Here is a 25,688-nt window from a genome sequence, read left to right as displayed (position 1 = left end):
TGACAGTGTAGGCGCGCAAGACGGCGCCACTTGAGAGGGCCCACCAGCGGCATCCCACTCCCCGGACTTCCTGGGAAGCGGAATGCCGGGGCGGATGACACCGTTGTGGCCCAGAGGAGAGTGACTTCATGTCTGATGTGCTGATCGATCGACCCGAGCTCGCAAGTCTCGGCCAATACGAGTTCGGATGGCACGACGCGGATGCCGCGGGAGCCGCTGCGCAGCGCGGACTCAGCGAGAGCGTCGTGCGCGGGATCTCCGCGCTCAAGAACGAGCCCGAATGGATGCTCAAGAACCGCCTCAAGGCGCTTGACCTGTTCGGTCGCAAGCCGATGCCGACGTGGGGTGCAGACCTCAGCGACATCGATTTCGACAACATCAAGTACTTCGTGCGTTCGACCGAGAAGCAGGCGACCACGTGGGAGGAGCTCCCCGAGGAGATCCGCAACACCTACGAACGCCTCGGCATCCCCGAAGCCGAACGTCAGCGGCTCGTCGCCGGCGTCGCCGCGCAGTACGAGTCCGAGGTGGTGTACCACCAGATCCGCGAGGACCTCGAAGAGCAGGGTGTCATCTTCATGGACACCGACACGGCGCTCCGCGAGCACCCGGAGTTCTTCGAAGAGTACTTCGGCACCGTGATCCCCTCCGGCGACAACAAGTTCGCGGCGCTGAACACCTCGGTGTGGTCGGGCGGATCGTTCGTCTACGTCCCGAAGGGCGTGCACGTCGAGATTCCGCTGCAGGCCTACTTCCGCATCAACACCGAGAACATGGGCCAGTTCGAGCGGACGCTGATCATCGCCGACGAGGACTCCTACGTCCACTACATCGAGGGCTGCACGGCGCCGATCTACAAGAGCGACTCGCTGCACTCCGCGGTCGTCGAGATCATCGTGAAGAAGAATGCGCGTGTGCGCTACACGACGATCCAGAACTGGTCGAACAACGTCTACAACCTCGTGACGAAGCGCGCGATCGCGCACGAGGGCGCCACGATGGAATGGATCGACGGCAACATCGGGTCGAAGGTCACCATGAAGTACCCGTCGATCTTCCTGGTCGGCGAGCACGCCAAGGGCGAGACACTCTCCGTAGCCTTCGCAGGGCCCGGTCAGCACCAGGACGCCGGCGCCAAGATGGTCCACATGGCGCCGTACACGCAGTCATCCATCGTGTCGAAGTCGATCGCGCGCGGCGGCGGTCGTGCGGGCTACCGCGGCGAGGTGCGGGTCGAGGCGAACGCGCACCACTCGGCCAACACGGTCCGCTGCGACGCGCTGCTCGTGGACTCGATCTCGCGCTCCGACACGTATCCCTCGATCGACATCCGTGTCGACGACGTGCAGCTCGGCCACGAGGCCACGGTCTCGAAGGTCAGCGAGGAGCAGCTGTTCTACCTGATGAGTCGGGGCATGCCGGAGGACGAGGCCATGGCCATGATCGTCCGCGGCTTCATCGAGCCCATCGCTCGCGAGCTCCCGATGGAGTACGCCATGGAACTGAACAAGCTCATCGAGATGGGCATGGAAGGGTCCGTGGGCTGATGGTCTCGCTCACCCAAGCCCCGGCGACCACACCGTCGGGGGCACCTGTCGCGGGCAGCACTGCGCACTCCGACGGTGCTTTCGTCCCCGTGCAGACCCGATCCGACCGTCCCTGGTCTTATGCGGTCGCGGACTTCCCCGTCCCGACCGGTCGCGAGGTCAACTGGAAGCATGTTCCGGTCGCACGTCTCGGCACCATCTTCCAGGACGAGGAGTCGGATGCCGGCGCGCTGACTTACGACGTCGATGCGCCCGCGGGGATCATCGTCGATTCGACGGGGTGGGACGCGCCGGTGCGCGGAGAGGTCTTCCGCCCCGAGGACCGCGCCAGTGCCATCGCCTGGACCCGGTCGGCAGACGCTCTGCACCTCCGTGTTCCCGCAGGTCGCGAACTCGAGGACCCGATCCGGGTGCGCATCGAAGGATCGGGCGCGGGCCGCAAGGGCACCGCGCACCTGATCATCGAAGCGATGCCGCAGTCGGTCGCCACGGTGATCCTCGAGCACACGGGGTCGGCCGACTTCGCGCAGAACGTCGAGATCGTCGTCCGCGACGGGGCGCACCTCACGGTCATCACGGTGCAGGACTGGGCTGACGACGCAGTGCACGCCTCGGCGCACCAGGCTCGCGTCGACCGCGATGCCAACCTGCGCCACATCGTCGTCAGCCTCGGCGGCGGCGTCGCCCGTATCAATCCCTCCGTCGAACTGGCGGGCACCGGCTCGTCCGGTGATTTGTTCGGTCTCAGCTTCGCCGATGCCGGGCAGCATCTCGAGAGCCAGGTGTATCTGCACCACAAAGGCGCCGAGACGCGTGGCAACGTGCTGTACAAGGGCGCGCTCCAGGGGGAGTCTGCGCGCAGCGTGTGGATCGGGGACGTCCTCATCGGTCCGAACGCCACCGGGACCGACTCCTACGAGGCGAATCGCAATCTGGTGCTCACGGACGGCGCTCGCGCCGAGTCCATCCCGAACCTCGAGATCGAGACCGGCGACATCCGCGGGGCCGGTCACGCGAGTGCAACCGGTCGTTTCGACGACGAGCAGCTCTTCTACCTCCAGTCGCGCGGCATCTCGGAGTCGGAAGCGCGTCGCCTGGTCGTCCGCGGATTCCTCGCCGAGATCGTCCAGCGCATCGGGGTGACCGAACTCGAGGACCGCATCAACCTGGCGATCGAACGCGAGCTTCTCGCCTCCGAGCATCTGGTCGCCGGAGCCTCCTCGTGAGTGCGTCGCGCGTCTGTGCGCTCAGCGAGCTCGAGCAGGATGCCGCGGTCCGCTTCGAAGTGGACGGCGTTCCGATCGCCGTGGTGCTCGACTCGGCCGGCGAGGTCCACGCCATCGGCGACACCTGCACGCACGGCGACATCTCACTCGCCGAGGGATTCGTGGAAGGCGACACGCTCGAATGCTGGGCGCACGGATCCGCCTTCTCGCTCCGCACCGGCAAGCCCCTCAACCTCCCCGCGTACGAACCGGTCCCGGTCTACGCCGTCACGATCGAGGGGGACGATGTGCTCATCGATCCCTCCGTGCTCAAGGCACCGTGACCACCGAATCGAATCGACGAAGGAAGCACAGAATGTCTGTCCTCGAAATCCGTGACCTCCATGTGACGGTCGAAACGGAAGCCGGCACCACCCCCATCCTCAACGGCCTCACGCTCACGATCCGCACGGGCGAGACGCACGCCATCATGGGACCCAACGGCTCCGGCAAGTCCACCCTCGCCTACACGATCGCCGGTCACCCCAAGTACACCGTGACGAGCGGAACGATCACCCTCGACGGCGACGACGTGCTGGCGATGACCGTGGACGAGCGTGCGCGCGCGGGCCTCTTCCTCGCGATGCAGTACCCGGTCGAGATCCCCGGCGTGACGGTGACGAACTTCCTGCGCACGGCGAAGACCGCGATCGACGGCGAGGCCCCGCCCATCCGCACGTGGACGAAAGACGTCAAGGCGTCGATGAAGAACCTCCGGATGGACCCGAAGTTCGCTCAGCGCAACGTCAACGAGGGCTTCTCCGGCGGCGAGAAGAAGCGTCACGAGATCCTCCAGCTCGAGCTGCTCCGCCCTCAGATCGCCGTCCTCGATGAGACCGACTCCGGTCTCGACGTCGATGCGCTGAAGATCGTCTCCGAGGGCGTCAACCGCGCGAAGGCCGAGACCGGCCTCGGCGTGCTCCTCATCACGCACTACACGCGCATCCTGCGGTACATCCATCCCGACTTCGTCCACGTGATGGTGGCGGGTCGCATCGTCGAGGAGGGCGGTCCGGAACTGGCCACCCGCCTCGAGGACGAGGGCTACGACCGCTTCACCGAGCCGGTGCTCGAGGGCTCCGCCGACCTGGACGCGTAGGATCACCGCCATGGTTGCGACCCTCACGCCCGAGAAGTACGACGATGTCACCGAGGCTCTCAAAGACGTCATGGATCCCGAGCTGGGGATCAACGTCGTCGACCTCGGCCTCATCTACGATCTCGCCTGGGACGACGAGAACGACGCGCTGGTCATCCACATGACGCTGACATCCGCCGGGTGCCCGCTGACCGACGTGCTCGAGGAGCAGACCGCCCAGGCGCTCGATGCGGTCGTCGACCGCTTCCGCATCAACTGGGTGTGGATGCCGCCGTGGGGTCCGGAACGGATCACCGACGACGGGCGCGACATGATGCGGGCTCTGGGTTTCGCGATCTGACCCCGGGGTCGCGAGGTCGGGTGGGCCCGTGCGTCCTTCTGCGACGCGCGGCGCGAAGCCGACGGAGCGTCGTCGATAGGCTCGAACGGTGAACGCGACACTCCTCCAGGCGCTGCCGATCGAAGAGCTGCGTCAGCGATCGAGCACGAAATGGCGGCGCTACCCCGCGGACGTGCTGCCGCTCTTCGTGGCCGAGACCGACTATGCCCTCGCCCCCGCCATCACACGCGCCCTCACGCGCGCCGTCGAGCTCGGAGACACCGGCTACACGCCTCCCCAGCCCGGTGTGAGCGAAGCGTTCGTCGGTTTCGCCGAGCGTCGGTGGGGATGGCGCATCGACCCCGCCGCGGTCCGCTGGACGGGCGACGTGATGATGGGGGTCGTCGAGATCCTCCGACGCGTCATCGACCCGGGCGACCGCGTCGTGGTCATGCCTCCCGTCTACCCGCCGTTCTTCGACACCGTCGAGGAGGCGGGCGGCGTGGTCGAGCGTGTCCCGCTCGCTCGCACCACGACCGGTTGGGAGATCGATCTCGGCGCCCTGGAAGCCGCCCTCATCCGAGGCGCTCGCGCGGTCCTGCTGTGCAGCCCGCACAATCCGACGGGGACGGTGCATTCCGCGGCGACACTGGCAGCACTCGCCGAACTCGCCGAACGGTTCGGAGTTGTGGTCGTCAGCGACGAGATCCACGCCCCGCTCACGCATGTTCCGCACACCTTCGTTCCGTTCCTGGCCGCGTCGGACGCGGCATCCCGCGTCGGGTACGCCGTGACGAGCGCCAGCAAGACGTTCAACCTCGCCGGTCTGAAGTGCGCGGTGATGATCGCCGGCGGCCCCGCACAGGCAAGCGTTCTGCAGTCGCTGCCCTGGGAGGTCGAGTGGCGCACCGGTCTGTTCGGAGCCCTGGCCAATGTCGCGGCCTATTCCGCCGAGAGCGACGAGTGGCTGGACAGCCTGGGCGCGACGCTCCTGGAGAGCCGGGGCCTGCTCGCCGGGCTGCTCGCCGAGCACCTCCCCGAGTCCCGCTTCCTCCCGCCCGAGGCGGGGTTCCTGGGGTGGGTGGACGTGTCGGCCTACGGCTGGGGAGACAATCCGTCTCGTCGGATCCTGCGGGACGCGAAAGTCGCGCTCCACCACGGGCCGCTTTTCGGGACCGAGGGGATCGGGCACGTGCGCATCAACTTCGCGTGCTCCCCGGACCTGCTCGCCGAGGCGGTGAGGCGTATCGGTGCGCTCCGCGCGCTGTGAGCGCAACCGATCGCAGCGCACGGCCCGGCATCTGGAGCGCCGAGTACGTCGCCGTCACGGTGGGTGCCGTGGCACTGATCTTCCTTGCTGCACTGCAGTCGTTGGCGGTGGCGACGGTCATGCCGGTGGTCAGCGCAGATCTGGATGGGGCAGCACTGTACGCCGTGGCGTTTTCGGGAACCCTCGCGACGAGTGTCATCGGAATGGTCGCCGCCGGCGCCTGGGCCGATCGGTCGGGCCCCGTGGCTCCGCTCACGACCGCCGTCGTGCTGTTCGTGATCGGCCTCTCGCTGGCGGGCCTCGCGGGTGACATGCCGACTCTGGTGGTCGGCCGGCTCATCCAGGGCCTCGGTACGGGCGGCCAGACCGTCGCCCTGTACGTGGTCGTGGCGCGCGTGTACCCGGCTGCCCTGCATGGACGGGTGTTCGCGGCGTTCTCGGCGGCGTGGGTGGTCCCCTCGCTGATCGGGCCCTTTCTCGCGGGAGCGGTGACGGAGTACCTGCACTGGCGATGGGTGTTCCTGGGCGTCGCGATCCTCACCGTCGCTGCCTTCGCCTCCGTGCTCGCCCGCCTCCACGGCCGCGACGTCCGCACCGCCGAGCCCGTGCACGAGCCCGTGGTCGGTCGTCTGCTGTGGGCAGTCGGCGTGGCGGTCGCCGCGCTGCTCCTCAGCGTCTCGGGTGAACTCGGCGGATGGGCGGGGACGGCGGTCGTCGCATCCGCTGTTCTCCTCGTGATCGCCATCAAGCCGCTGCTCCCCTCGGGCACCCTGCGCATCGCCCGTGGTCTCCCGAGCGTCGTGCTGATGCGCGGCCTGATCGCGGGCGCACTGTTCGGCGCAGAGATCTACGTGCCGTACCTCCTCATCGACGAATACGAGTTCTCACCCACCTGGGCCGGTCTCGGGCTCACGGCCTCGGCGCTCGCCTGGGCGTTCGGCGCACAGGTGCAGGGCCGCCACGGCGACCGCATCGGCAACGCCCGTATCACCCTTCTCGGCACGACGCAGCTGGCCGCCGCGATCGCGATCGCCGGCCTCACCGCGCTCCTGCATCTGCCGGCCGCCGTCGCCATCATCGGCTGGACGCTGTCGGGGCTGGGCATGGGGTTGATGTATCCGAGGCTGACCGTGCTGACGCTCGCGTACTCGCGGCCGCAGAATCAGGGCTTTAATTCGTCCGCACTGTCCATCGCCGATTCCATCGGCGCCGCGACCGCGATCGCGGTGATGGGGCTCGTGTTCACCTCGTTGGCGGGAACCGGGGTCGCCTTCGCGGCCGCGTTCGGCATCGCACTGGTGCTCGCCCTCGGCGCGGTCGTCCCGGGTCTCAGGCTCGGCCGTGTCCACGACACGGGCGGGGACTGACCGCCCGGCTCAGTTCTCGGCGCGACCGAGTCGCCAGTAGCCCATGAACGCGACGGCACGGCGGTCGACCCCGTGATCGGTGACCAGGTGCCGCCGCAGTGCTTTGATCGCGCCGGCCTCGCCCGCGAGCCACGCGTAGAGCGGCGCGCTCTTGAGGGCGGCGCCGCCCTTCGCGGTGCGCGGCACCTCCCAGAGGATGTCGGAGTCGATGTCGATCTCCTCGACTTCGGCGCCTCTGCCCTCCGGTACGAGCTGCGCTGCCACATCCTCCACCGCCCGCACGAGGTGCGCGTGCCGCGCACCGTCTCCGCGCGCTGCGACGACGTAGTCGAAACCCGGGTGCCGCGGCAGATAAGCGATGTCGTCGGCGTGCGGGACCTCGAGCACCACCGTGCCGCGGGCGTCCGCGGCGAGCTGCTCGAGGATCACGGCGATCGCGGGCGCGGCCGTCTCATCGCCGGCGAGGAGGATGCGCTCGGACCGCGCCGGCGGAACGAAGTCGATGCCGAAGCTGACACCTTCGTGCGCCGTCGTCGGCCCGCAGATGAGGACTTCGTCTCCGACGGACGCCTGCTCGATCCACGCCGACGCGGGACCGAGCACATCATGCGCAACCATGTCGATGTCGACCTCGTTCCTGAGGTTCCGCACCGCTCGCGTGGTGTAGGTGCGGAACGTCGGCCGAGCATCCTCGGGCATGTCGCGCCACGTGGCGTACCAGGCGTCGTCGACGGGCATGGTGTCCAGGCCGGCCTCCGGCGCGGGGAACACCACCTTGACGCGCTGATCGAAACCCGGGTCGCCGTAGTCGGCGAGGTCGTCGCCACCGAAGGTGAAACGGCGGAAGCTGGGCGTGAGGTCGGTGATGGCCGTGACCCGGGCGCGGAAGAAGCGTGCCGTGCGGATGGCGGTGGACGTCATGAGAAGATCTCCGGTTCGGATGGCGAGCGTGAGGCAGCGCCCGGCTCGACCGCCCGGGGCAGGACGTGATGGCGGCCGCGCGGCAGGACGATGGGCGTGCCCGAGACGGGATCGGGGATGACGACGCACTCGAGATCGAAGACCTCGCGGATGAGCTCCGCCGTCATCACCTCGCCCGGCCGCCCCTCGGCGATGATCTGCCCCTCCCGCATCGCGAAGACATGGTCGGCATAGCGGGCAGCGAGGTTCACGTCATGCAGCACCATGACGATCGTGGTGCCCCGGTCGCGGTTGAGGTCGGTGAGCAGGTCGAGCACCTCGATCTGGTGCGCCACGTCGAGGAAGGTCGTCGGCTCGTCCAGCAGCAGGATGTCGGTCTCCTGCGCGAGGGCCATCGCGATCCACACCCGCTGGCGCTGGCCGCCGGAGAGCTCGTCGACGGCTCGGTCCGCGAGATCGGTCGTGCCCGTCGCGGCGAGGGCGTCCGCCACGACCTGGTAGTCGCGGTCGTTCCAGCGGGCGAGCAGCTTCTGATGAGGGTGGCGCCCGCGGCCCACGAGGTCGGCGACCGCGATCCCCTCTGGTGCGATCGGGCTTTGCGGCAGCAGCCCGAGCGTGCGCGCGATCTCCTTCGAGTGCCCGGTGTGCAGCGCCTTGCCGTCGAGCACGATCCGGCCGGATCGTGGCGCGATCAGGCGCGCCAGTGCACGCAGAAGCGTGGACTTGCCGCATCCGTTCGCCCCCACGATGGCCGTGATCTCGCCGGGCGGAATCTGCAGATCGAGGTGGTCGACGATCGTGCGGTCGCCGTAGCCGAGAACCACGGACTCTGCCGCGAGACTGTGCGCGTGCGTCATAGCGCGCCTCCTGAACGATTCATCCTGATGAGGAGGAAGATGAGATAGGGCGCGCCGAGCACGCCGGTGATGACGCCGACCGGGTACCGGGAGTCGAAGGCGAACTGCCCGATGAGGTCAGCCGTCAGCACCAGCAGGGCACCGACGAATCCGGCCGGGATCAGCAGCGAGGAACCCGGGCCGACGATGCGTGCGGCGATCGGACCCGCCATGAACGCGACGAAGGCGATCGGCCCGCTCGCGGCGGTCGCGATGGCCAGGAGGGCGACGGCCGCGATGATGAGCACCATGCGGGTACGACCCACGCGCACGCCGAGACTCGCAGCGGAGTCGTCGCCCAGTCGGAGCACGCCGAGCCCTCGGGCCTGCGAGAGGAGCAACGGAACGAGGACCAGGCAGGCGATCGCGACAGGGACGACGGTCTGCCAGGTGGCTCCGTTGAGACTGCCGGTCAGCCAGCGCATGGCGGTCTGCAGATCCCAGGTGGCGGCGCGCGAGAGGACATAGGTGACGACACTGTCGAGCATGGCGGCCACGCCGATGCCGATCAGGATGAGGCGGGTGCCCGCGAAACCACCGCGATTCGAGAGGAGGTAGATCGCTCCCGCGGTGAGGAGAGCTCCGACGAGCGCGAACACGGAAACGGTCGCCTCGTCGAGCGACAGCACGATGAGGGCGATCACCGCCGCGGCGCTGGCGCCGGCGGAGATGCCGATGATGTCGGGCGAGGCCAGAGGGTTGCGCAGCATCGTCTGGAAGGTGACGCCCGCGACGCCGAAGCAGAGACCCGACAGCAGTCCCAGAGTCGCGCGCGGCAGACGGAGGTCGCCCACGGCGAAGGATGCCCCGGGCACGGTCTGCCCGAGCATCACGCGGAGGACTTCGCCGGGCCCGTAGAACGTGTTGCCGACCATGAGCGACGCCGCGAACACGACGAGGACGGCGGCCGCAAGCACGCCCGTGATGAGCGCACGACGCCGGGTGCGGCGGCGGCGCCCTCTCGCGACATCCTGCACGGCGGAATGGGCCGGAGCCAGGCGGGTGCTCACAGCTCGCGTACTTTCTGGCGCCGCACGATCCAGATGAAGAAGGGTGCGCCGACCAGAGCGGTGATGATGCCGACCTCGATCTCGGACGGGCGCGCCACCACTCGGCCGATGATGTCGGCCGTGACCAGCAGCCCGGCGCCGGTGAGCGCGGAGAAGGGGATGAGCCAACGGTGGTCGGTGCCGACGAGCAGTCGGCAGAAGTGGGGGATCACCAGACCGACGAAGCCGATCGGACCGGCGATCGCGGTGGCGGCTCCGCACAGGATCACTGCCCCGGCGGACGCGACCAGCCGTGTGCGCATCACCTTCTCGCCGAGTCCCGCGGCGAGATCGTCGCCGAGGGCGAGGGTGTTCATCCCTCGCGCGGTGGCGAGGCAGATGAGTGCGCCGACCGCGAGCACGGGCAGCGCGATACCGATGCGATCCCAGGTCGCGCCGCCGACGCCGCCGATCTGCCAGAAGCGGAACTGCTCCATGATGTCGGCACGCGGCAGGAGGATGGCGCTCACGAGCGACATGAACGCGGCGGACGTCGCTGCTCCCGCGAGCGCGAGCTTGAGCGGCGTGGCGCCGCCGCCGCCGAGCGAGCCCACCGTGTAGACGAACACCGCGGCTCCCGCGGCACCCACGATCGACAGCGCTATGGTCGTGTACGGGCTGCTGACGCTGAAGAAGGCGATGCCGATGACGACCGCGAGCGCTGCGCCGCCCGAGACACCGAGGATGCCCGGGTCGGCCAGCGGATTGCGGGTGACCGCCTGAATGGCGGCTCCCGACACCGCCAAGGCCGCTCCGACCAGGAGGGCGAGGACCGTTCGCGGGACTCGCGCGATGACGGCCGCCTGACCGACGGTGCTGACGTCGCCGCCGAGGGCCGCGAAGATCTCGGTCAGCGAGACGGTGCGCGTGCCGAAGGCCACGGATGCCACGCAGAGCAGTGCGAGCAGAACCAGGGTCGCCCCCAGCCACGCCAGACGCACCGCTGCCGGACGACGCAGGCGTGCGGCGTCCGGCAGCGGTGTGCGCGTCTGCGTGACGGTCACGTGATCAGCGCAGCGCGCCTGCGAGCAGCGCGAAGTAGTCGTGGATGCCCCAGCCGATGGAGAGCGGCGAGGGGTTCGCCGATGCGGCCAGCGGCGTGCTGTTCTCGAGGACGGCGACGTGGCCGGCGGCGATGGCCGGGATCTGGGAGAGCAGCGGGTCCGCCTGCATCTGCGCGACGATCGCGCCGTCGGCGTCGCCGTAGGTGACGAACACGTCGACATCGTCGAAGCGGTCGGCCTCTTCGGCGCTCACCGTGCCGAGGAAGGCATCGCTCTTCGCGGTCTCGTCGGCCACGACAGTCGGGGTCGGCATGCCGAGGCTCTCCAGGAACCCGGGACGGGTGTCATGGCTGGTGTAGAAGCCGATCTGGCTGAGATCGGCCGGATCGAAGTAGGAGAACAGCACCGTCGATTCGGCGAGTTCGGGGAAATCCGCGAGGGCGGTCTGCACCTCGGTGTGAAGCTCTTCGATGAGCGCCTCGCCCTCGGTCGGCAGGCCGATCGCCTTCGAGTTCATCGTGATCATGTCCTCGTAGGACGTGCTCCAGGCCACGTCGGGGTACGCCACGACGGGCGCGATCTTCGACAGGGTGTCGTAATCCTCCTGCGTCAGGCCGGAGTACGCGGCCAGGATCACATCGGGCTGCGTGTCGGCCACCGCTTCGAAGTCGATCCCGTCGGTCTCGTCGAACAGCACCGGCGTCTCGGCACCGAGCTCTTCGAGCTTGTCCTCGACCCAGGGCAGGACTCCGTCACCGTCGTCGTCTCCCCACGTGGCCTTGCTCATCCCGACCGGGACCACGCCGAGAGCGAGCGGCACTTCGTGATTCGCCCAGGCGACGGTCGCGATGCGCTCGGGCTTGGATTGGATGGTCGTCTCACCCAGCGCATGCTCGATCGTGACGGGGAAGCCGTCGGACGAACCGGGCGCGGCGGCGGTCTCACCGCTCGCGGACGCACCGGAGCATCCGGCGAGAAGTAGGGCGGCGGCTGCGGCGGTCGCCATTGCTGCGGCGAGGCGGGTGCGGGTGCGGGGCACGGGGATCCTCCAGGTAGATAGGTAAGGAAACCCTAACATCCTCCCAGAACGGCGTTCGAGTCCCCGCTGATTCATCCGTCGGCACCCACACGAGGCTTCTGACACGCGCTCCTGTGCGTGCGGAAGGGACGGTCAGCGCTTGCGCGCGTCGAGCGCGCCCACGCCCTTCCAGGCGAGCGGCAAGAGGGCCGCTGCGAAGATCGCCTTCACGACATCGCCGAGGACGAACGGGAAGAAGCCGGCGCCGAGGCTCGCGCCGATGAGGGTGTCGTAGCCCATCGCGTCCTGCCAGACCGCCGGCCCGAAGTTCGCGAGCGAGACAGCGAGCCACGGAAGCCCGAACACGTACATGACGACGCTTCCGGACAGGAAGGCGACGAACATCCCGAGCACCTTCCGGTCCCACGCGCGACGCGCCAGCCCGCCGACCAGAGCCGCGGCCGCGATGAAACCGAGGATGAACCCGCCCGTGGTGAGCGCGAAGAGGCTGCCCGAATGGCCGTCTGCGAAGATCGGCAGTCCCACGAGACCCAGGACGAGATACAGCGAGAGGGAGAGCACTCCTCGCAGCGGCCCGAGAGCGGTCCCCACCAGGAGCACCGCGAAGGTCTGCGCCGTCAGCGGAACCGGCCAGAAGGGGATGACGATCTGGGCGGCGAGTGCGACCAGGGCGGTTCCGACCGCGATGAGCGCAGCATCCGTCGCCAGGGAGAGTGCGCGCGAGCGTGAAGGAACCACATGATCGGCCAGGACGCGGTGACGGGGGGATGCGGTGAGTGACATCGTGCTCCTTCGGACGGCAGGACGGCAGGACGGGAGCGGTGCCCCGTTTCCCGACTCATCCTAGGGGGCGCTTACCCGGGCCCGTCCGCGTCCTGCCCGGGCTCGCGCCCCCACCTCCGAGGGGGCACTCAGAGACCGCTCGGACGGGGCGCCTATACTGAGGGTTTGGCCCGTCGGCCACACCTCCCCACACTTCAGGAAACGGACGTCTGCTGTGCTCGCCGTGCACGATCTCGAAATCCGCGTGGGCGCCCGCGTCCTCATGTCGGACGTCTCGTTCCGCGTCTCCGACGGAGACAAGGTCGGTCTGGTCGGGCGCAACGGGGCGGGGAAGACCACACTCACCAAGGTGCTCGCGGGCGATCTCCTGCCCGCGGACGGCAAGGTCGAGCGGTCGGGTGAACTCGGCTACCTCCCGCAGGATCCCCGCTCGGGCGACCCCGAGATGCTCGCCCGTACGCGCATCCTCGATGCCCGCGGACTCGGAACGATCGCTCTGGGCATGCACGACGCCACGATGGCGATGGGCGACGCCGACGAAGCCGTCGCGGCGAAGGCGATGCGCTCGTACGGTCAGCTGACGGAGCGCTTCGAAGCGCTCGGCGGCTACACCGCCGAGGCCGAGGCGGCGTCGATCGCGAACAACCTCTCGCTTCCCGACCGTATCCTCGATCAGCCGCTGAAGACCCTCTCGGGTGGACAGCGCCGCCGCATCGAGCTCGCCCGCATCCTGTTCTCGGACGCCGAGTCGATGATCCTCGACGAGCCCACGAACCACCTCGACGCCGACAGCGTCGTGTGGCTGCGCGAGTTCCTCAAGAACTACAAGGGCGGACTGATCGTGATCAGTCACGATGTGGAGCTGGTCGGAGAGACGGTCAACCGCGTCTTCTACCTCGACGCGAACCGTCAGATCATCGACGTCTACAACATGAACTGGAAGAACTACCTCCGTCAGCGTGTCGCCGACGAAGAGCGCCGCAAGAAGGAACGCGTCAACGTCGAGAAGAAGGCGACCCAGCTGCAGATGCAGGCCGCCCGTTTCGGTGCGAAGGCGTCAAAGGCCGCGGCGGCGCACCAGATGGTGGCCCGCGCCGAGAAGATGCTGTCGGGGCTGGACGACGTCCGCCAGGAGGATCGCGTGGCCAAGCTGCGGTTCCCGAAGCCCGCGCCCTGCGGGAAGACCCCGCTGATGGCATCGGGACTGTCGAAGTCGTACGGATCGCTGGAGATCTTCACGGATGTCGACCTGGCGATCGACCGCGGGTCGAAGGTCGTCGTCCTCGGCCTGAACGGCGCGGGGAAGACGACGCTCCTGCGCATCCTCGCGGGCGTGGACAAACCCGACACCGGGCAGCTCGAGCCGGGCCACGGATTGAAGATCGGGTATTACGCGCAGGAGCACGAGAACCTGGACGTATCGCGTTCCGTCCTCGAGAACATGATGTCGGCCGCTCCGCACATCACCGCCACCGAGGCGCGCAAGGTGCTCGGGTCGTTCCTGTTCACCGGCGACGACGTGCTCAAGCCCGCAGGCGTCCTCTCGGGCGGCGAGAAGACGCGTCTGTCACTGGCCACGCTGGTCGTGTCCTCTGCCAACATGCTGCTGCTCGACGAGCCCACGAACAACCTCGATCCTGCGTCGCGTGAAGAGATCCTCGACGCCCTCGCGCATTACGAGGGTGCCGTGGTGCTCGTATCGCACGACGAGGGGGCGGTCGTCTCACTCAACCCCGAGCGCGTGCTGATCCTCCCGGACGGCGTCGAGGACATCTGGGGCCGCGACTACATCGACCTGATCACGCTCGCCTGATCAGGTCTGCACCGCGACCGATCGCGAAGCCCGCGCCGGTCAGCGGTGGCTGTCGGCGAGGGCGTCCTCATCCGCCGCGTCGCGGTCTCTGCGACGGGCGCGATCCTGCTCGCGGGTGACGGATGCCGGAGGCTCCGGCTCGCGGCCTTCGGCGCGCGCCTGCGCGGCGAGAATCTGCTCCTCCGCCTCTTCGCGCCGGTGTCGTCGCTCACTGCGGATGACGTACCAGATGAAGATGAAGCCCATCACGGCGAACAGGATCCACTGGACGGCGTACGACAGGTAGGGTCCGGGATCATCGGACGGCGATTCCAGCGGGGTGGGCGTCACTGCGGCCGCGGGGTCCTCGGACACCATGATCCCGTAGGCGCCCTGCTCGACAGGCGCGGGGAGGACGGGATCGAGCAGCCCGGCGATCACCGGGAGATTGATCGTGGGGACCTGGCCATCGGGCGCCGTCGTCCTGCCCGACCGCGGAAGGTCCTCGCCGGGTCGCACCCGGGCGATGACCTCGACCTCGCCGGCGGGAGCCGCAGGCACGGTGTCGGGGTCGGCGTGCTGGTCACCGGGCGGGACCCACCCGCGGTCGATCATCAGAACGCGTCCGTCGTCGGTCGCGAACGGGACGAGCACTTCGTAGGCCGCCGTTCCGCCATGGGGCCGATTGCGCACGAGAAGCTGCTGCTCGGACAGGTACTGCCCTCGCAGAAGCACCGGCTGCCACTCCGTGCCCGGCACCAGCGCGCCGTCGTCGGTGAGGACGTCGGAGACGGCGACCGGATCCGCGTCGTAGTTCTGCGCGATCAGCGTCAACTGCTCGCTGCGCCAGGAGTTGCGCGAGAACTGCCACTGGGACAGGAACGCGCACGCGATGGCGAACACGATCGCGATCGCGATGTACAGGGTCCAGCGCATGGCCGGTGTGGCCGTCCGGCGTCTCATGCGGCGCCGTCCACGCCCGCGCCGGAGTGGAGCAGTGCCACCTCGACGGGGAACTCGCGGGCGGCGAGGAATTCTCGCAGGTACGCGACGTGGTCATCGCACGCCACCCATGTCTTGCGACGATCCGCCGCGTGGATGCGGGGGTTGCGCCATTCCACCCGCCAGCGCGCCGGCACGCGGCATCCGGCTCTCGAGCAGTCGGGGGCGTCGACCGCTGCGGTCATCGCACCGTGTCCGGCGCGTCCGTCGGGGGTCGCGGGGTGGACTCGTGCAGCTGGATGATCAGGGGAGCGGGTGTCGCGGGCGCCGGGGTTCGCGTGGTCGGTGCGGCCTCCAGCTGACGCTCGGGGTTCTCGAGCACCGGGGTGTCGTGCACGTCCGAACCGACGTTGGCGACGACCATCGCGAAGTAGGGCAGGAACACCGCAGCGGCCGCCAGAACCCAGGTGTACCAGCCGAAGGGCTGCAGCACCAGGATCAGCACGAAGCACAGGACGCGGATGCCCATCATCAGGAGATAGCGCGTCGATCGTGACGACGCATCGTCCTTCGGAGCCCGCGGGAGCGAGGTCGCGGACTGGGGGTGTGCCGACGCCTTCATCACGCGTCAAGAATACGCCGCGTGGAGGGGGTGGGCGCCGGATCGAGCGCCTCAATAGCCCCTGGACTGGCTGGCCACGACGCCGATGAAAAGGAAGAACAGGATGACCCCGAGGATCGACAGCGCGAGGCCCACGTAGCCGACGATGAGCCCGGCCGTACCGAGTCCCTTGCCCTGTTCGCCCGACGTGCGCAACTGCTTCAGGGAGATGTGGCCGGTGATCACCGCGACGATGGATCCGATGAACGGGATGAAAACCATGCCGGCGATCGCCGAGACGAGCGACACGATCGCGAGACTGTTCGTCTTGGCCGGGGCGGGGTAGCCGCCGTAGGCGGGTGGGGCGGGGTAGCCGGCAGCACCGTACGCCGGGGGAGCGGTGGCGTATCCCGGAGCCGGCGAGTAGCCGGATGCGCCGCCGTACTCGGGCGTCGCATACGGCGGAGCCGCCGGAGCGTCGTACGCGGGTGGCGTGGCCGGCCGCGGAACTTCGGGGCCGGTGTGGTCGGAATTCGTGTCGGACACGGGACGCCTTTCGTCAGAGCTTCCGTCCAGCGTGTCAGCGAGCGCCGGACAGGTCAATCCGAGCGTCGCTCGACGCCGTGGACCGGGGGCGGGTCCGACTACTCTGAACGGGTCCCCGAACAAGGAGTGCCCATGTCAGACGGTCGTGTCGTCCTCATCACCGGTGGAAACCGCGGCATCGGTCGTGCGATCGCCGAACGCTTCGTGGCGGAGGGCTATCGGGTGGCTGTCACCGCACGATCGGGCGAAGGTCCGGAGGGCACGCTCACCGTGCGGGCCGATGTGACGGATGCTGCGGCCGTCGATGCCGCGTTCAGCCAGGTCGAGCAGGCACTCGGACCCATCGAGATCGTCGTCGCCAATGCCGGTGTGACGAAGGACACGCTCCTGCTGCGTATGACCGAGGACGATTTCGACAGCGTCATCGCGACGAACCTCGGCGGTGCCTTCCGGGTGGTCAAGCGCGCATCCAAGGGGATGCTGCGCGCACGCTGGGGCCGGGTCATCCTGATCTCCAGCGTCGTCGGGCTCTACGGGTCCGCGGGTCAGGTCAACTACGCGGCGTCCAAGAGCGGGCTCGTCGGCTTCGCCCGCTCGCTGACCCGCGAACTCGGAGCGCGCGGCATCACCGCGAACGTGGTCGCGCCCGGCTTCATCGAAACGGACATGACGGCTGAGCTGCCCGAGCAGACGCGGGCCGAATACAAGAAGAACATCCCCGCCGGCAGATTCGCCACCACGGACGAGGTCGCGGGTGTCGTCACGTGGCTGGCTTCGGACGCCGCGGCCTACATCTCGGGGGCCGTCATTCCGGTCGACGGCGGCCTGGGTATGGGTCACTGACGCGCCGCACGCCGTTCAGGGCAGCAGGGGTATGACCTCTCGGAGGTCGAGGGGGCCGACGACCAGATCGGCCTGAGCGCGCACGGCCGGCTTGGCATTGAAGGCCAGGCCGAGGCCGGCGGCCGCCATCATCCTGAGGTCGTTGGCGCCGTCGCCGATGGCGATCGTCCGCGTGAGCGGGACGTCGGCCTCGGCGGCCCAGGTGCGCAGCCAACGGGCTTTGGCCTCGGCATCCACGATCTGCCCGTCCACGGTCCCCGCAAGCACCCCGCGCTCGACCGCCAGCCGGTTCGCCCGCCAGACATCGACGCCCAGGTCGGGGGCGACGGTGTCGAGGATCTCGTGAAACCCCCCCGACACGACGCCGACGCGCCCGCCACGACCGTGCACCGCGGCGATGAGTTCGTGCACGCCGGGCGTCGGTTCGATCCTCGACAGCACCCGCCCGAATGCCGACACCGCGACCCCCTCGAGCGCACGCACCCGGGTGCGCAGGCTCTCGGCGAAGTCCACCTCGCCGCGCATCGCGGCTTCGGTCGCGGCCGCCACCTCGACACCCCGGCCCGCTTCATCGGCGATCAGCTCGATGACCTCGTTGCGGATGAGCGTGGAGTCCGCATCGAGCACGACCAGGAAGCGCGAGAAGGAGTCCGACACGCTCTCACCGTAACGAACGGCACGAGTCGTCACCGACCCGCGGAAGATCTCACTGGTCGACGCGGACGTTCTTCCCGACGATCGTGAGGCCCGAGTCGGTGATGGTGAATCCCCGCGACAGATCGTGGTCGCGGTCCACTCCGACGGTCGCGCCGTCCGCGAGGACCACGTTCTTGTCGAGGATCGCGCGGTGGATCCGGGCGCCCGAGCCGACGCGGACATTCTCGAAGATCACGGAGTCGGTGATGGTGGACCCGCCGCCGGCGAGCGCCCACGGTCCGATGACGCTGCGCTCCAGATGAGTGCCCGACAGCACGGACCCGAGCGAGACGATCGAGTCGATCGCGTTGCCGATGCGACCCACCGAGTCACGCACGAACTTCGCCGGCGGCGAGTTGACCGTCTGCGAGTGGATCGGCCAGTCCATGTTGTACAGGTTGAAGATCGGCAGCGTCGAGATGAGGTCCATGTGGGCGTCGAAGAACGAGTCGATCGTCCCCACGTCGCGCCAGTAGTCGCGGTCGCGGTCGGTCGACCCCGGGACGTCGTTGCGCTTCATGTCGTAGACGCCGGCCTCGCCGCGACCGACGAAGTACGGGATGATGTCGCCGCCCATGTCGTGATTCGAGGTCGGCAGTTCGCCGTCCGCCTCGACCGCCTCGATCAAGGCGTCCGTATTGAAGATGTAGTTGCCCATCGACGCCAGCACCTCGTGCGGCGAATCGGCGAGACCCGTCGGGTTCTGGGGCTTCTCCAGGAACTCGTTGATCTTGGTCGGGTCCTTCTCATCGACGTCGATCACCCCGAACTGGTTGGCCAGCTCGATCGGCTGGCGGATGCCGGCCACGGTCGCCCGCGCACCGGAGGCGATGTGGGCGTCGAGCATCTGCCGGAAGTCCATGCGGTAGACGTGGTCGGCGCCGATCACGATGACGATGTCGGGCTTCTCGTCGTTGATGAGGTTCAGGCTCTGCAGGATGGCGTCCGCGGATCCCGAGAACCATCGCTTTCCCAGTCGCTGCTGCGCGGGAACCGAGGTCACATAGGAATCCAGCAGAGGCGACATGCGCCAGGTCTGCGAGATGTGCCGGTCGAGGCTGTGCGACTTGTACTGCGTCAGGACGACGAGCTGGCGCAGGCCCGAATTGATGAGGTTGGAGATCGCGAAGTCGATCAGCCGGTACTGCCCACCGAAGGGCACCGCGGGCTTCGCTCTGTCGGCGGTGAGGGGCATGAGTCGTTTGCCCTCGCCACCGGCGAGGATGATTCCGAAGACCTTCGGCGTCGTAGGCATGGCACCAACCATAGGGCCACTGCTGACTCGTCGTCACCGCCTTTCCCCTGCGTTTCGTGTGTACTAGCGTTCGTCCCATGCGCGTCGACATCGTGACCAAGGAGTACCCACCCGAGATCTATGGCGGGGCGGGAGTCCACGTCACCGAGCTGGTCAAAGCGCTGCGTCCGACCATGGAGGTGCAGGTCAGGGCGTTCGGCGCTCCCCGTGACGAACCCGACACGACGGCCTACTCCGTGCCGTCGGAACTGGACGACGCCAACGGTGCGATCCAGACGCTCGGCACCGATCTCGAGATCGTGACGGATGTCGCCGGGGCAGACGTGGTGCACAGCCACACCTGGTACGCCAACTTCGCCGGGCACCTGTCGTCGCTGCTGCACGGCATCCCGCACATCGTGACGGCGCACAGCCTGGAGCCGCTGCGGCCGTGGAAGGCCGAGCAGCTCGGCGGGGGCTACGCGGTGTCGAGCTACATTGAGAAGACCGCCTACGAAGGCGCGGCGGCGATCGTCGCCGTGAGCGAGGGGATGAGGGGCGACATCCTGCGCAGCTATCCGGCGCTGGACCCCGGCAAGGTGCGCGTGATCTACAACGGCATCGACGTCGAGACGTGGCGGCCCGTGGAGGACCCCGAACTGCTCGACGAGCTGGGCATCGACCCGCAGCGACCGTCGGTGGTCTTCGTCGGCCGCATCACGCGCCAGAAGGGACTGCCGTACTTCCTGCGCGCCGCCGAGATGCTTCCTCCGGAGGTGCAGATCGTGCTGTGCGCCGGGGCGCCCGACACCCCGCAGATCATGGCCGAGGTGCAGGAGCTGGTGCGCGGACTCCAAGCCGCCCGCGAGGGCGTGATCTGGATCGAGACGTTCCTCCAGCGCGACCAGCTGTGCGCGGTGCTCACGGCCGCGACGACATTCGTCTGCCCGTCCATCTACGAGCCGCTCGGCATCGTCAACCTCGAGGCCATGGCGTGCGGTGCCGCGGTCGTGGGAACGGCCACCGGCGGGATCCCCGAGGTCGTCGTGGACGGCGTCACGGGCCGCCTCGTGCCGATCGAGCAGGTGCAGGACGGGACGGGAACACCCATCGATCCCGACGCCTATGTCGCGGACCTGGCCCGCGTCATCGCCGAGGTCGTCTCCGACCCCGAACGGGCTCGCACCTACGGGGAGGCCGGTCGCCGGCGCGCCGCGGAGGACTTCAGCTGGGCCGCGATCGCCGACACGACGGCCGCGCTCTACGCGGAGGTCGCCGGGCTCGGCCGATAGGCTGGACGACATGCAGCAGGTGCTCGAATTCTCCGACGTCGTCGTCCGTCGGAACGCCCGGAACATCATCGATCACCTCGACTGGTCTGTGGGCGACGACGAGCGCTGGGTCATCCTCGGCCCCAACGGAGCGGGCAAGACGACGCTGCTGCAGTTGGCGGACACCCTCCTGCACCCGACGTCGGGAACCGTCACCATCCTGGGCGAGCAGCTGGGGCGGACCGACGTGTTCGAGCTGCGTCCGCGCATCGGATTCGCGTCCTCGGCCATGGCCCGACGGGTGCCCGAGGAGGAGACCGTCGTCGACGTGGTGCTGACCGCGGCCTTCTCGGTCGTCGGGCGCTGGAACGAGACCTACGACGACATCGACGAGCGACGCGCTCTCCGCGTCCTCGCCGAGTGGAAGCTCGATCACCTGGCGGACCGCACGTTCGGCACGCTCTCGGACGGCGAGCAGAAGCGCGTGCAGATCGCGCGGGCCATCATGACCGACCCGGAGCTCCTCCTCCTCGACGAGCCGACGGCGAGCCTCGACCTCGGTGCGCGCGAGGAGCTTCTGACGTTGCTCGGCGGATACGCGCAGTCGCCGACCACGCCCGCCATGATCATGGTGACGCACCACGTGGAAGAGATCCCCGTGGGCTTCACCCACGTCCTTCTGCTGCGCGACGGCGCGCCGGTCGCCTCGGGACCGTTGGCCGACGCCTTGACCTCGGACGCTCTGAGCGACGCGTTCGCCCAGGCCATCGTGCTGACAGAGCACGACGGACGCTACGCGGCGCGGGCCGCTCGCTGACCTCGATTCCCCATCAGGCCCGAAGGCTGTTAGAATCGTCCCTCGGTGCCCCGGCACCGCGACTTTCCCGGTTCTGACCGTCGACGAACCGTCCGCCACTCACGAGGATCCCGCATGCAGACTGACATCCACCCCGTCTACCAGAACGTCGTCTTCCGCGACCTCGGCTCGGGCGAGACCTTCCTCACCCGCTCGACGGTGTCGAGCGACAAGAAGATCGAGCTCGACGGTGTCGAGTATCCCGTCATCGACGTCGAGATCTCGTCGGCATCGCACCCGTTCTACACGGGCAAGCAGCGCATCATGGACTCGGCCGGTCGCGTCGAGAAGTTCAACCAGCGCTTCAAGAATTTCGGCGGCTCGAGCAAGTAACTCGGTCCGCACGATCGAAGGTCCCCGGTTCCGGCCGGGGGCCTTCTTCGTTCGCCACGCGTGACGTCGCCCGGCCTGCCGCTGGTCAGCGGATCGGCCAGCTGCCGTCGAGGCGGTCTTTGGGGTCGAGGCGACCGACCTGGATGAAGTACTCCGTCAAGCTCTCGGCCTGAGCGCGCGCCCACGCGATCTGCTGCGTGTGCAGTTCGGCGAGTGTCGGCGGCAGCCGCGTGGCGAAGCGCTCTGCCAGAGCTTGCGCCACCCTGCCGGCCGCGATCGCGTCGGCGGCGGCGTCGTGCGCACCGACCAGCTGCACGGCGTAATGGGCGGCGACCGCCTCCAGCGTCCGCTTTCCGCGACGGTATCTGTCGTAGGTCTTATCGACGACCAGCGGGTCGATGACCGGTGAGGGATCATGGATCGGCTCGACGCCATGGCGGATCGCCTCGTACTTGAGGAGCGAGAAGTCGTACGGCGCGTTGTACGCGACGACGGGGATGCCGGCGTCCAGGAGCGCACGCAGCGCGTCGACGACCTCTTCGGCCACGTCACGCGCCGGGCGGCCGTGAGCGCGCGCGTGCTGCGTCGATATGCCGTGCACTGCGTGTGCACCCGCCGGGATGTCGATCCCCGGGTCGGCCAGCCAGTCGGAAGAACGCACGACCCCGCCAGAGGCGTCCAGGAGCCCCACGTGCGCGGTGACGATGCGGTCCGTCGTCACATCGATGCCGGTCGTCTCGAGATCGAACACCCCGACCAGCTGAACCCAATCGGGAAGGACGGTGCGGGTCTCTTCGAAATCGGTCATCTCGAACAGGGGCGGTGCCAGCGACGGTCGCTCCGGCGAGGGAATCATGCCGTTCACGGTATGCGCCCCGTCCGACATCGGCCGAGAGCCACACCGCGGCCGCCCCGTCGCTCGTTCGCCGAGCGGGCTCGATCGTAGACTCGGAGGATGCCCGCACCCCACCCCTACGCCGCGCGACTCGCCTCGATACCGGTCGAGCGGCACGAGGTGGGCGTCCTCGGCGGCACGACCGCGTACTGGGTCTACGGTCCTGCGGACGCGGAGACCACCGTGGTGGCCGTTCACGGCTTCCGGGGGGAGCACCATGGACTGGAACCTGTGGTGGCCTATCTGGACGGCTACCGGATCATCTCCCCGGACCTCCCCGGCTTCGGTGAGACCGAGGCGCTCGTCGGCCGCGCGCACACGCTCGAGGACTACGTGGCCTGGCTGGATGCCTTCGTGCGTGCGGTGGCGCCCGGCGCGGTCATCCTCGGTCACTCCTTCGGGTCGATCGTCGTGGCATCCGCCGTGGCGGGCGGCCTGAGGACACCTCGCGTGATCCTGGTGAACCCCATCGGAGCGCCGGCGTTGCAGGGGCCCCGTGGCATCCTGACCCGCCTGGCGGTCTTCTACTACTGGGCCGGTGCCAAGCTCCCCGCACGTGCAGGGGAGGCGGTCCTTCGGAACAAGCTGGTCGTGCGCATCATGAGCGCGTCGATGGCGAAGACCAAGGACCCCGATCTGCGTCGATTCATCCACGACCAGCACGACACCTACTTCTCGCGCTTCGCCGATCGCGACGTCCTGCATGATGCCTTCGTCGCATCGGTGTCGCACGACGTCAGCGAGTTCGCCGCCCGCATCGCCCCGCCCACGCTGCTGATCGCCGCCGACAGGGACGACATCACGCCGATCGAGGCCGAGCGTCGCCTGGCGAAGCAGTTCCCCGACGCTGAGCTCGTGGAGATCGCCGACGTGGGACACCTCATCCACTACGAGACGCCCGAGCAGGCCGCCGACGCGATCAGGCGCTTTCTTGCGCCTTCCGGCGACGGTACGCGTTGACGTTCATGCGGTTTCCGCAATTGCCCGTGTCGCAGTAGCGCTTCGAGCCGTTGCGCGAGTAGTCCACGTAGACCGATCCGCAATCGTCCGCCGCGCACACCCGCACCCTGTCGTACGCGTCCGAGCGGATCACGTCGGTGAACGCCATGGCGGCCTCGACGAGGATGCGGGTGGCCAGGGGCGCAGCATCCGACGTCGCGTGGATATGCCAGTCGTAGTCGTCGTGGATCACCAGCTGGGGGAGTGCCTGGCCGTCGCGCAGCATGGCGTTCACGAGCGGCACGGCGCCCGCGCGGTCGGTGCGCCACAGTTCATGCAGGCGAGGTCGGATGTCCCGCAGTTCGCGGAGTTCTCGGGCATCGCGCCGGATGTCGCCGGTGTAGTCGTGCGTGCGCAGGTACTCGTCGAGATCGGCTGCGGTGCACAGTCGATCGGTCCCCTCGCTGTCGGTCTCGGGCAGGGAGTTGACCAGGTCGACGGCTGCGTTCAGCGCGACTTGTGTGTCATGGATGAAAACCATCTTGACTCCTGACATTCCGGGACGGTACTGTCACTAGTGTAAACGCATTTGACTCCTGACAGTGGGATTGCGCATGACCTCCTCCCTCACCGCCCCGCACCCGTCGAGCACGGCTGCCCGCATGAGCTCCACCGGCCTGATGATGGCCGTCGGCTCCGCCCTCGCCTTCTCGTCGAGCGGGCCGTTCATGAAGCCGCTGCTGGAGGCGGGCTGGTCCGTCGGAGCGGCCCTGCTCGTGCGCATGGCCGTGGCGGGCCTCGTGCTCGCCCCCGCTCTGGTCTCCGCGCTGCGTGCAGAGCGATCCTTCCTCCGCAGGCACTGGCGGATCATCGTCGGCTTCGGACTCACGGGTGTCGCCGGGTGTCAGATCTTCTACTTCTCCGCGATGCAGCGGATGCCGGTGGCCGTGGCACTGCTGATCCAGTATCTGGCGCCCGTGCTGCTGGTGCTCTTCGCCTGGGCGCGGACGCGCCGGGCGCCCTCGCGGCTCGTCGTCGTCGGCTCGATCGTCGCCATCGGCGGGCTGATCCTCGTCGTGGACATCGCGGGAGCCGCCTTCGATCTGCTGGGTACCCTCTTCGCGCTCGGCGCCGCCATCTGCGTCGGCGCCTACTTCCTGATCTCGGAGCGTGCCGGAGATGACCTGCCGCCCCTGGCGCTGGCATCCGGAGGCCTGTTCACGGGAGCCGCGCTGGTGGGCGTACTGGGTCTCATCGGCGTCCTGCCGCTGACCGCGCCTGCGGTCAGCGTCGAGCTGGCCGGTGTCAGCGTGCCGTGGTTCGTTCCGCTGCTGTGGGTCGCGGCCGTCGCGACGTCGGTCGGGTACGCGTTCGGCGTGATGGCGGTGCCGCGGATCGGCTCGCGCCTGGCGTCGTTCGTCGGCTTGTCGGAGGTGCTGTTCGCCCTGGGCTTCGCCTGGCTGTTCCTCGGCGAGACCCCGGCGCCCGTCCAGTTCGTCGGCGGCGCGCTGATCCTCGTCGGCGTCGTCCTGGTGCGGATGGATGCCTCGTCGGCGGGTGAACCGCGCGGTCAGGCCGCTATGGTTCCTGTCGTGCCAGCTCCATGAGGGGCGCCACGCGGTAGCCGATGACCTCGCCCATCACGAGCGACGTCTCGGTGCGTTCGACGCCCTCGATCGCGAGGATGCGCGCATCCGTGTCGAACAGATGCTGCGTGTCGCGGCACGCGACGCGCACCAGCAGGTCGACCTGCCCGCTCAATCCGTGGGCCTGGACGACCTCCGGGATCTTCGCGAGCTCGACCGTGATGCGAGGCAGGTCCGCCTGACGCACCATCACGTTCAGGAACGCCTCGATCGGAAACCCGAGCGCGTGCGAGGAGATCGCGCGCTCGTAGGAGAGGAAGACGTTCGCCCGCTCGAGTCTCGCCATCCGCGCCTGCACGGTGTTCCGCGAGAGGCCGAGCTTCTCGGCGAGTGCGACGACGGTCGCGCGGGGATCGCCGGCCAGCGCACTCAGAAGCTCCAGATCGACGTGGTCGAGATTTCCCATAGTGCGAAACAATAGCAGGACTCACGGGACACGATTGCGCAACATGCTCAAGCAGGAGCCGGATGCTTGAGCTAGGTGCGACGTAGTCGTAGCCTCAGGGTGCCGGCGACGACGCCGGCATCTGACGTC

General features: G+C 68.4%; 29 protein-coding genes. 14 read left to right on the top strand and 15 right to left on the bottom strand.

All coding sequences use genetic code 11. The features are described from left to right. Window positions 1–128 precede the first annotated feature (128 nt). The 7 genes from sufB to ACFM35_RS06735 all read left to right on the top strand — a co-directional run bounded on the left by sufB (window position 129) and on the right by ACFM35_RS06735 (window position 6,867). Window positions 129–1,547, top strand: coding sequence for a Fe-S cluster assembly protein SufB (sufB, locus tag ACFM35_RS06765; RefSeq protein WP_378840018.1), 1,419 nt, complete (start codon window positions 129–131; stop codon window positions 1,545–1,547). Next, entirely contained in the window at window positions 1,547–2,773 is a 1,227-nt protein-coding gene (sufD, locus tag ACFM35_RS06760) for a Fe-S cluster assembly protein SufD (RefSeq protein WP_378840016.1), read from the top strand. Before sufB ends, sufD begins: the two co-directional genes overlap by 1 nt. Then, window positions 2,770–3,096 carry a non-heme iron oxygenase ferredoxin subunit gene (locus tag ACFM35_RS06755; RefSeq protein ID WP_378840013.1) on the top strand — a complete coding sequence of 109 codons (327 nt, stop codon included), beginning with the start codon at window positions 2,770–2,772 and terminating at the stop codon, window positions 3,094–3,096. The genes sufD and ACFM35_RS06755 overlap by 4 nt, the downstream gene beginning before the upstream one ends. Before the next feature lie 32 nt (window positions 3,097–3,128). Continuing rightward, the gene (gene sufC / locus ACFM35_RS06750; protein WP_378840011.1) at window positions 3,129–3,911 is read left to right on the top strand and encodes a Fe-S cluster assembly ATPase SufC; all 783 of its coding nucleotides are present in this window, start codon (window positions 3,129–3,131) and stop codon (window positions 3,909–3,911) included. A 10-nt stretch (window positions 3,912–3,921) separates the two neighbouring features. Then, window positions 3,922–4,251: a metal-sulfur cluster assembly factor gene (locus tag ACFM35_RS06745; RefSeq protein WP_378840008.1), complete on the top strand. Its 330-nt coding sequence runs from the start codon at window positions 3,922–3,924 to the stop codon at window positions 4,249–4,251. A gap of 88 nt (window positions 4,252–4,339) precedes the next feature. Continuing rightward, on the top strand, window positions 4,340–5,500 hold the full coding sequence (locus ACFM35_RS06740; RefSeq protein ID WP_378840006.1) for a MalY/PatB family protein: 1,161 nt from the start codon (window positions 4,340–4,342) through the stop codon (window positions 5,498–5,500). Then, a complete protein-coding gene (locus ACFM35_RS06735; RefSeq protein ID WP_378840003.1) occupies window positions 5,497–6,867 on the top strand; it encodes an MFS transporter in 1,371 nt (456 codons plus the stop codon). Before ACFM35_RS06740 ends, ACFM35_RS06735 begins: the two co-directional genes overlap by 4 nt. 9 nt (window positions 6,868–6,876) lie before the next feature. On the opposite strand, the gene ACFM35_RS06730 is transcribed toward ACFM35_RS06735, so the two are convergent. The 6 genes from ACFM35_RS06730 to ACFM35_RS06705 form a co-directional block, all read right to left on the bottom strand. Beyond that, window positions 6,877–7,788 carry a siderophore-interacting protein gene (locus ACFM35_RS06730; RefSeq protein WP_378840000.1) on the bottom strand — a complete coding sequence of 304 codons (912 nt, stop codon included), beginning with the start codon at window positions 7,786–7,788 and terminating at the stop codon, window positions 6,877–6,879. Beyond that, window positions 7,785–8,645: an ABC transporter ATP-binding protein gene (locus ACFM35_RS06725; RefSeq protein ID WP_378839997.1), complete on the bottom strand. Its 861-nt coding sequence runs from the start codon at window positions 8,643–8,645 to the stop codon at window positions 7,785–7,787. Before ACFM35_RS06725 ends, ACFM35_RS06730 begins: the two co-directional genes overlap by 4 nt. Further along, window positions 8,642–9,694 (bottom strand): FecCD family ABC transporter permease, encoded by a 1,053-nt coding sequence (locus ACFM35_RS06720; RefSeq protein WP_378839994.1) that lies wholly within the window; start codon window positions 9,692–9,694, stop codon window positions 8,642–8,644. Before ACFM35_RS06720 ends, ACFM35_RS06725 begins: the two co-directional genes overlap by 4 nt. Further along, complete coding sequence (locus ACFM35_RS06715) at window positions 9,691–10,737, bottom strand: FecCD family ABC transporter permease (protein ID WP_378839991.1); 1,047 nt, start codon at window positions 10,735–10,737, stop codon at window positions 9,691–9,693. The genes ACFM35_RS06720 and ACFM35_RS06715 overlap by 4 nt, the downstream gene beginning before the upstream one ends. 4 nt (window positions 10,738–10,741) lie before the next feature. Beyond that, the gene (locus tag ACFM35_RS06710; protein ID WP_378840674.1) at window positions 10,742–11,743 is read right to left on the bottom strand and encodes an iron-siderophore ABC transporter substrate-binding protein; all 1,002 of its coding nucleotides are present in this window, start codon (window positions 11,741–11,743) and stop codon (window positions 10,742–10,744) included. A gap of 165 nt (window positions 11,744–11,908) precedes the next feature. After that, window positions 11,909–12,559, bottom strand: a complete 651-nt coding sequence (locus tag ACFM35_RS06705; protein WP_378839989.1) for a biotin transporter BioY — start codon at window positions 12,557–12,559, stop codon at window positions 11,909–11,911. Window positions 12,560–12,773: 214 nt separating this feature from the next. Between ACFM35_RS06705 and ACFM35_RS06700 the strand changes: the two genes are divergently transcribed. Next, complete coding sequence (locus ACFM35_RS06700; protein WP_378839986.1) at window positions 12,774–14,372, top strand: ABC-F family ATP-binding cassette domain-containing protein; 1,599 nt, start codon at window positions 12,774–12,776, stop codon at window positions 14,370–14,372. 39 nt (window positions 14,373–14,411) lie between these two features. Here ACFM35_RS06700 and ACFM35_RS06695 read toward each other — a convergent pair whose 3' ends face one another. The 4 genes from ACFM35_RS06695 to ACFM35_RS06680 are packed head-to-tail and all read right to left on the bottom strand — an operon-like array spanning window position 14,412 to window position 16,440. Further along, window positions 14,412–15,314 (bottom strand): SURF1 family cytochrome oxidase biogenesis protein, encoded by a 903-nt coding sequence (locus tag ACFM35_RS06695; protein ID WP_378839984.1) that lies wholly within the window; start codon window positions 15,312–15,314, stop codon window positions 14,412–14,414. Then, window positions 15,311–15,538 carry a hypothetical protein gene (locus tag ACFM35_RS06690; protein ID WP_378839981.1) on the bottom strand — a complete coding sequence of 76 codons (228 nt, stop codon included), beginning with the start codon at window positions 15,536–15,538 and terminating at the stop codon, window positions 15,311–15,313. Before ACFM35_RS06690 ends, ACFM35_RS06695 begins: the two co-directional genes overlap by 4 nt. Continuing rightward, window positions 15,535–15,915 carry a DUF3099 domain-containing protein gene (locus ACFM35_RS06685; protein WP_378840672.1) on the bottom strand — a complete coding sequence of 127 codons (381 nt, stop codon included), beginning with the start codon at window positions 15,913–15,915 and terminating at the stop codon, window positions 15,535–15,537. The genes ACFM35_RS06690 and ACFM35_RS06685 overlap by 4 nt, the downstream gene beginning before the upstream one ends. Before the next feature lie 51 nt (window positions 15,916–15,966). Beyond that, on the bottom strand, window positions 15,967–16,440 hold the full coding sequence (locus tag ACFM35_RS06680) for a DUF4190 domain-containing protein (protein WP_378839978.1): 474 nt from the start codon (window positions 16,438–16,440) through the stop codon (window positions 15,967–15,969). 132 nt (window positions 16,441–16,572) lie between these two features. On the opposite strand from ACFM35_RS06680, the gene fabG reads away from it, so the two are divergent. After that, window positions 16,573–17,283 carry a 3-oxoacyl-ACP reductase FabG gene (gene fabG, locus ACFM35_RS06675; protein WP_378839976.1) on the top strand — a complete coding sequence of 237 codons (711 nt, stop codon included), beginning with the start codon at window positions 16,573–16,575 and terminating at the stop codon, window positions 17,281–17,283. Between the two features lie 15 nt (window positions 17,284–17,298). On the opposite strand, the gene serB is transcribed toward fabG, so the two are convergent. Together serB and glgC are read right to left on the bottom strand one after the other, a co-directional pair. Beyond that, entirely contained in the window at window positions 17,299–17,940 is a 642-nt protein-coding gene (gene serB / locus ACFM35_RS06670) for a phosphoserine phosphatase SerB (protein ID WP_378839974.1), read from the bottom strand. A gap of 49 nt (window positions 17,941–17,989) precedes the next feature. Next, complete coding sequence (glgC, locus tag ACFM35_RS06665; protein WP_378839971.1) at window positions 17,990–19,234, bottom strand: glucose-1-phosphate adenylyltransferase; 1,245 nt, start codon at window positions 19,232–19,234, stop codon at window positions 17,990–17,992. A gap of 77 nt (window positions 19,235–19,311) precedes the next feature. Between glgC and glgA the strand changes: the two genes are divergently transcribed. The 3 genes from glgA to ACFM35_RS06650 all read left to right on the top strand — a co-directional run bounded on the left by glgA (window position 19,312) and on the right by ACFM35_RS06650 (window position 21,673). Next, on the top strand, window positions 19,312–20,505 hold the full coding sequence (gene glgA / locus ACFM35_RS06660; protein ID WP_378839969.1) for a glycogen synthase: 1,194 nt from the start codon (window positions 19,312–19,314) through the stop codon (window positions 20,503–20,505). Between the two features lie 10 nt (window positions 20,506–20,515). Next, a complete protein-coding gene (locus ACFM35_RS06655; protein WP_378839966.1) occupies window positions 20,516–21,301 on the top strand; it encodes an ABC transporter ATP-binding protein in 786 nt (261 codons plus the stop codon). Window positions 21,302–21,415: 114 nt separating this feature from the next. Further along, complete coding sequence (locus tag ACFM35_RS06650; protein ID WP_378839964.1) at window positions 21,416–21,673, top strand: type B 50S ribosomal protein L31; 258 nt, start codon at window positions 21,416–21,418, stop codon at window positions 21,671–21,673. A gap of 85 nt (window positions 21,674–21,758) precedes the next feature. Here the strand turns inward: ACFM35_RS06650 and ACFM35_RS06645 are convergent, their stop codons facing one another. Then, window positions 21,759–22,559: an exonuclease domain-containing protein gene (locus ACFM35_RS06645; protein ID WP_378839961.1), complete on the bottom strand. Its 801-nt coding sequence runs from the start codon at window positions 22,557–22,559 to the stop codon at window positions 21,759–21,761. A gap of 69 nt (window positions 22,560–22,628) precedes the next feature. Here ACFM35_RS06645 and ACFM35_RS06640 point away from each other — a divergent pair, with 69 nt between their 5' ends. Next, entirely contained in the window at window positions 22,629–23,528 is a 900-nt protein-coding gene (locus tag ACFM35_RS06640; protein WP_378839959.1) for an alpha/beta fold hydrolase, read from the top strand. Here the strand turns inward: ACFM35_RS06640 and ACFM35_RS06635 are convergent. Continuing rightward, window positions 23,488–24,048 carry a CGNR zinc finger domain-containing protein gene (locus tag ACFM35_RS06635; RefSeq protein WP_378840669.1) on the bottom strand — a complete coding sequence of 187 codons (561 nt, stop codon included), beginning with the start codon at window positions 24,046–24,048 and terminating at the stop codon, window positions 23,488–23,490. The two genes, ACFM35_RS06640 and ACFM35_RS06635, sit on opposite strands and share 41 nt — an antisense overlap. 73 nt (window positions 24,049–24,121) lie before the next feature. On the opposite strand from ACFM35_RS06635, the gene ACFM35_RS06630 reads away from it, so the two are divergent. Further along, window positions 24,122–25,114, top strand: coding sequence for an EamA family transporter (locus tag ACFM35_RS06630; protein WP_378839956.1), 993 nt, complete (start codon window positions 24,122–24,124; stop codon window positions 25,112–25,114). Here the strand turns inward: ACFM35_RS06630 and ACFM35_RS06625 are convergent. Next, entirely contained in the window at window positions 25,086–25,559 is a 474-nt protein-coding gene (locus ACFM35_RS06625) for an Lrp/AsnC family transcriptional regulator (protein WP_378839953.1), read from the bottom strand. The two genes, ACFM35_RS06630 and ACFM35_RS06625, sit on opposite strands and share 29 nt — an antisense overlap. Window positions 25,560–25,688 lie beyond the last annotated feature (129 nt).

Source organism: Microbacterium songi, assembly GCF_042747925.1.
In the GTDB taxonomy this organism is placed as follows: domain Bacteria; phylum Actinomycetota; class Actinomycetes; order Actinomycetales; family Microbacteriaceae; genus Microbacterium.
Note: the sequence above shows the minus strand (reverse complement) of the source record. Positions and strands in the feature narration are given on the sequence as shown.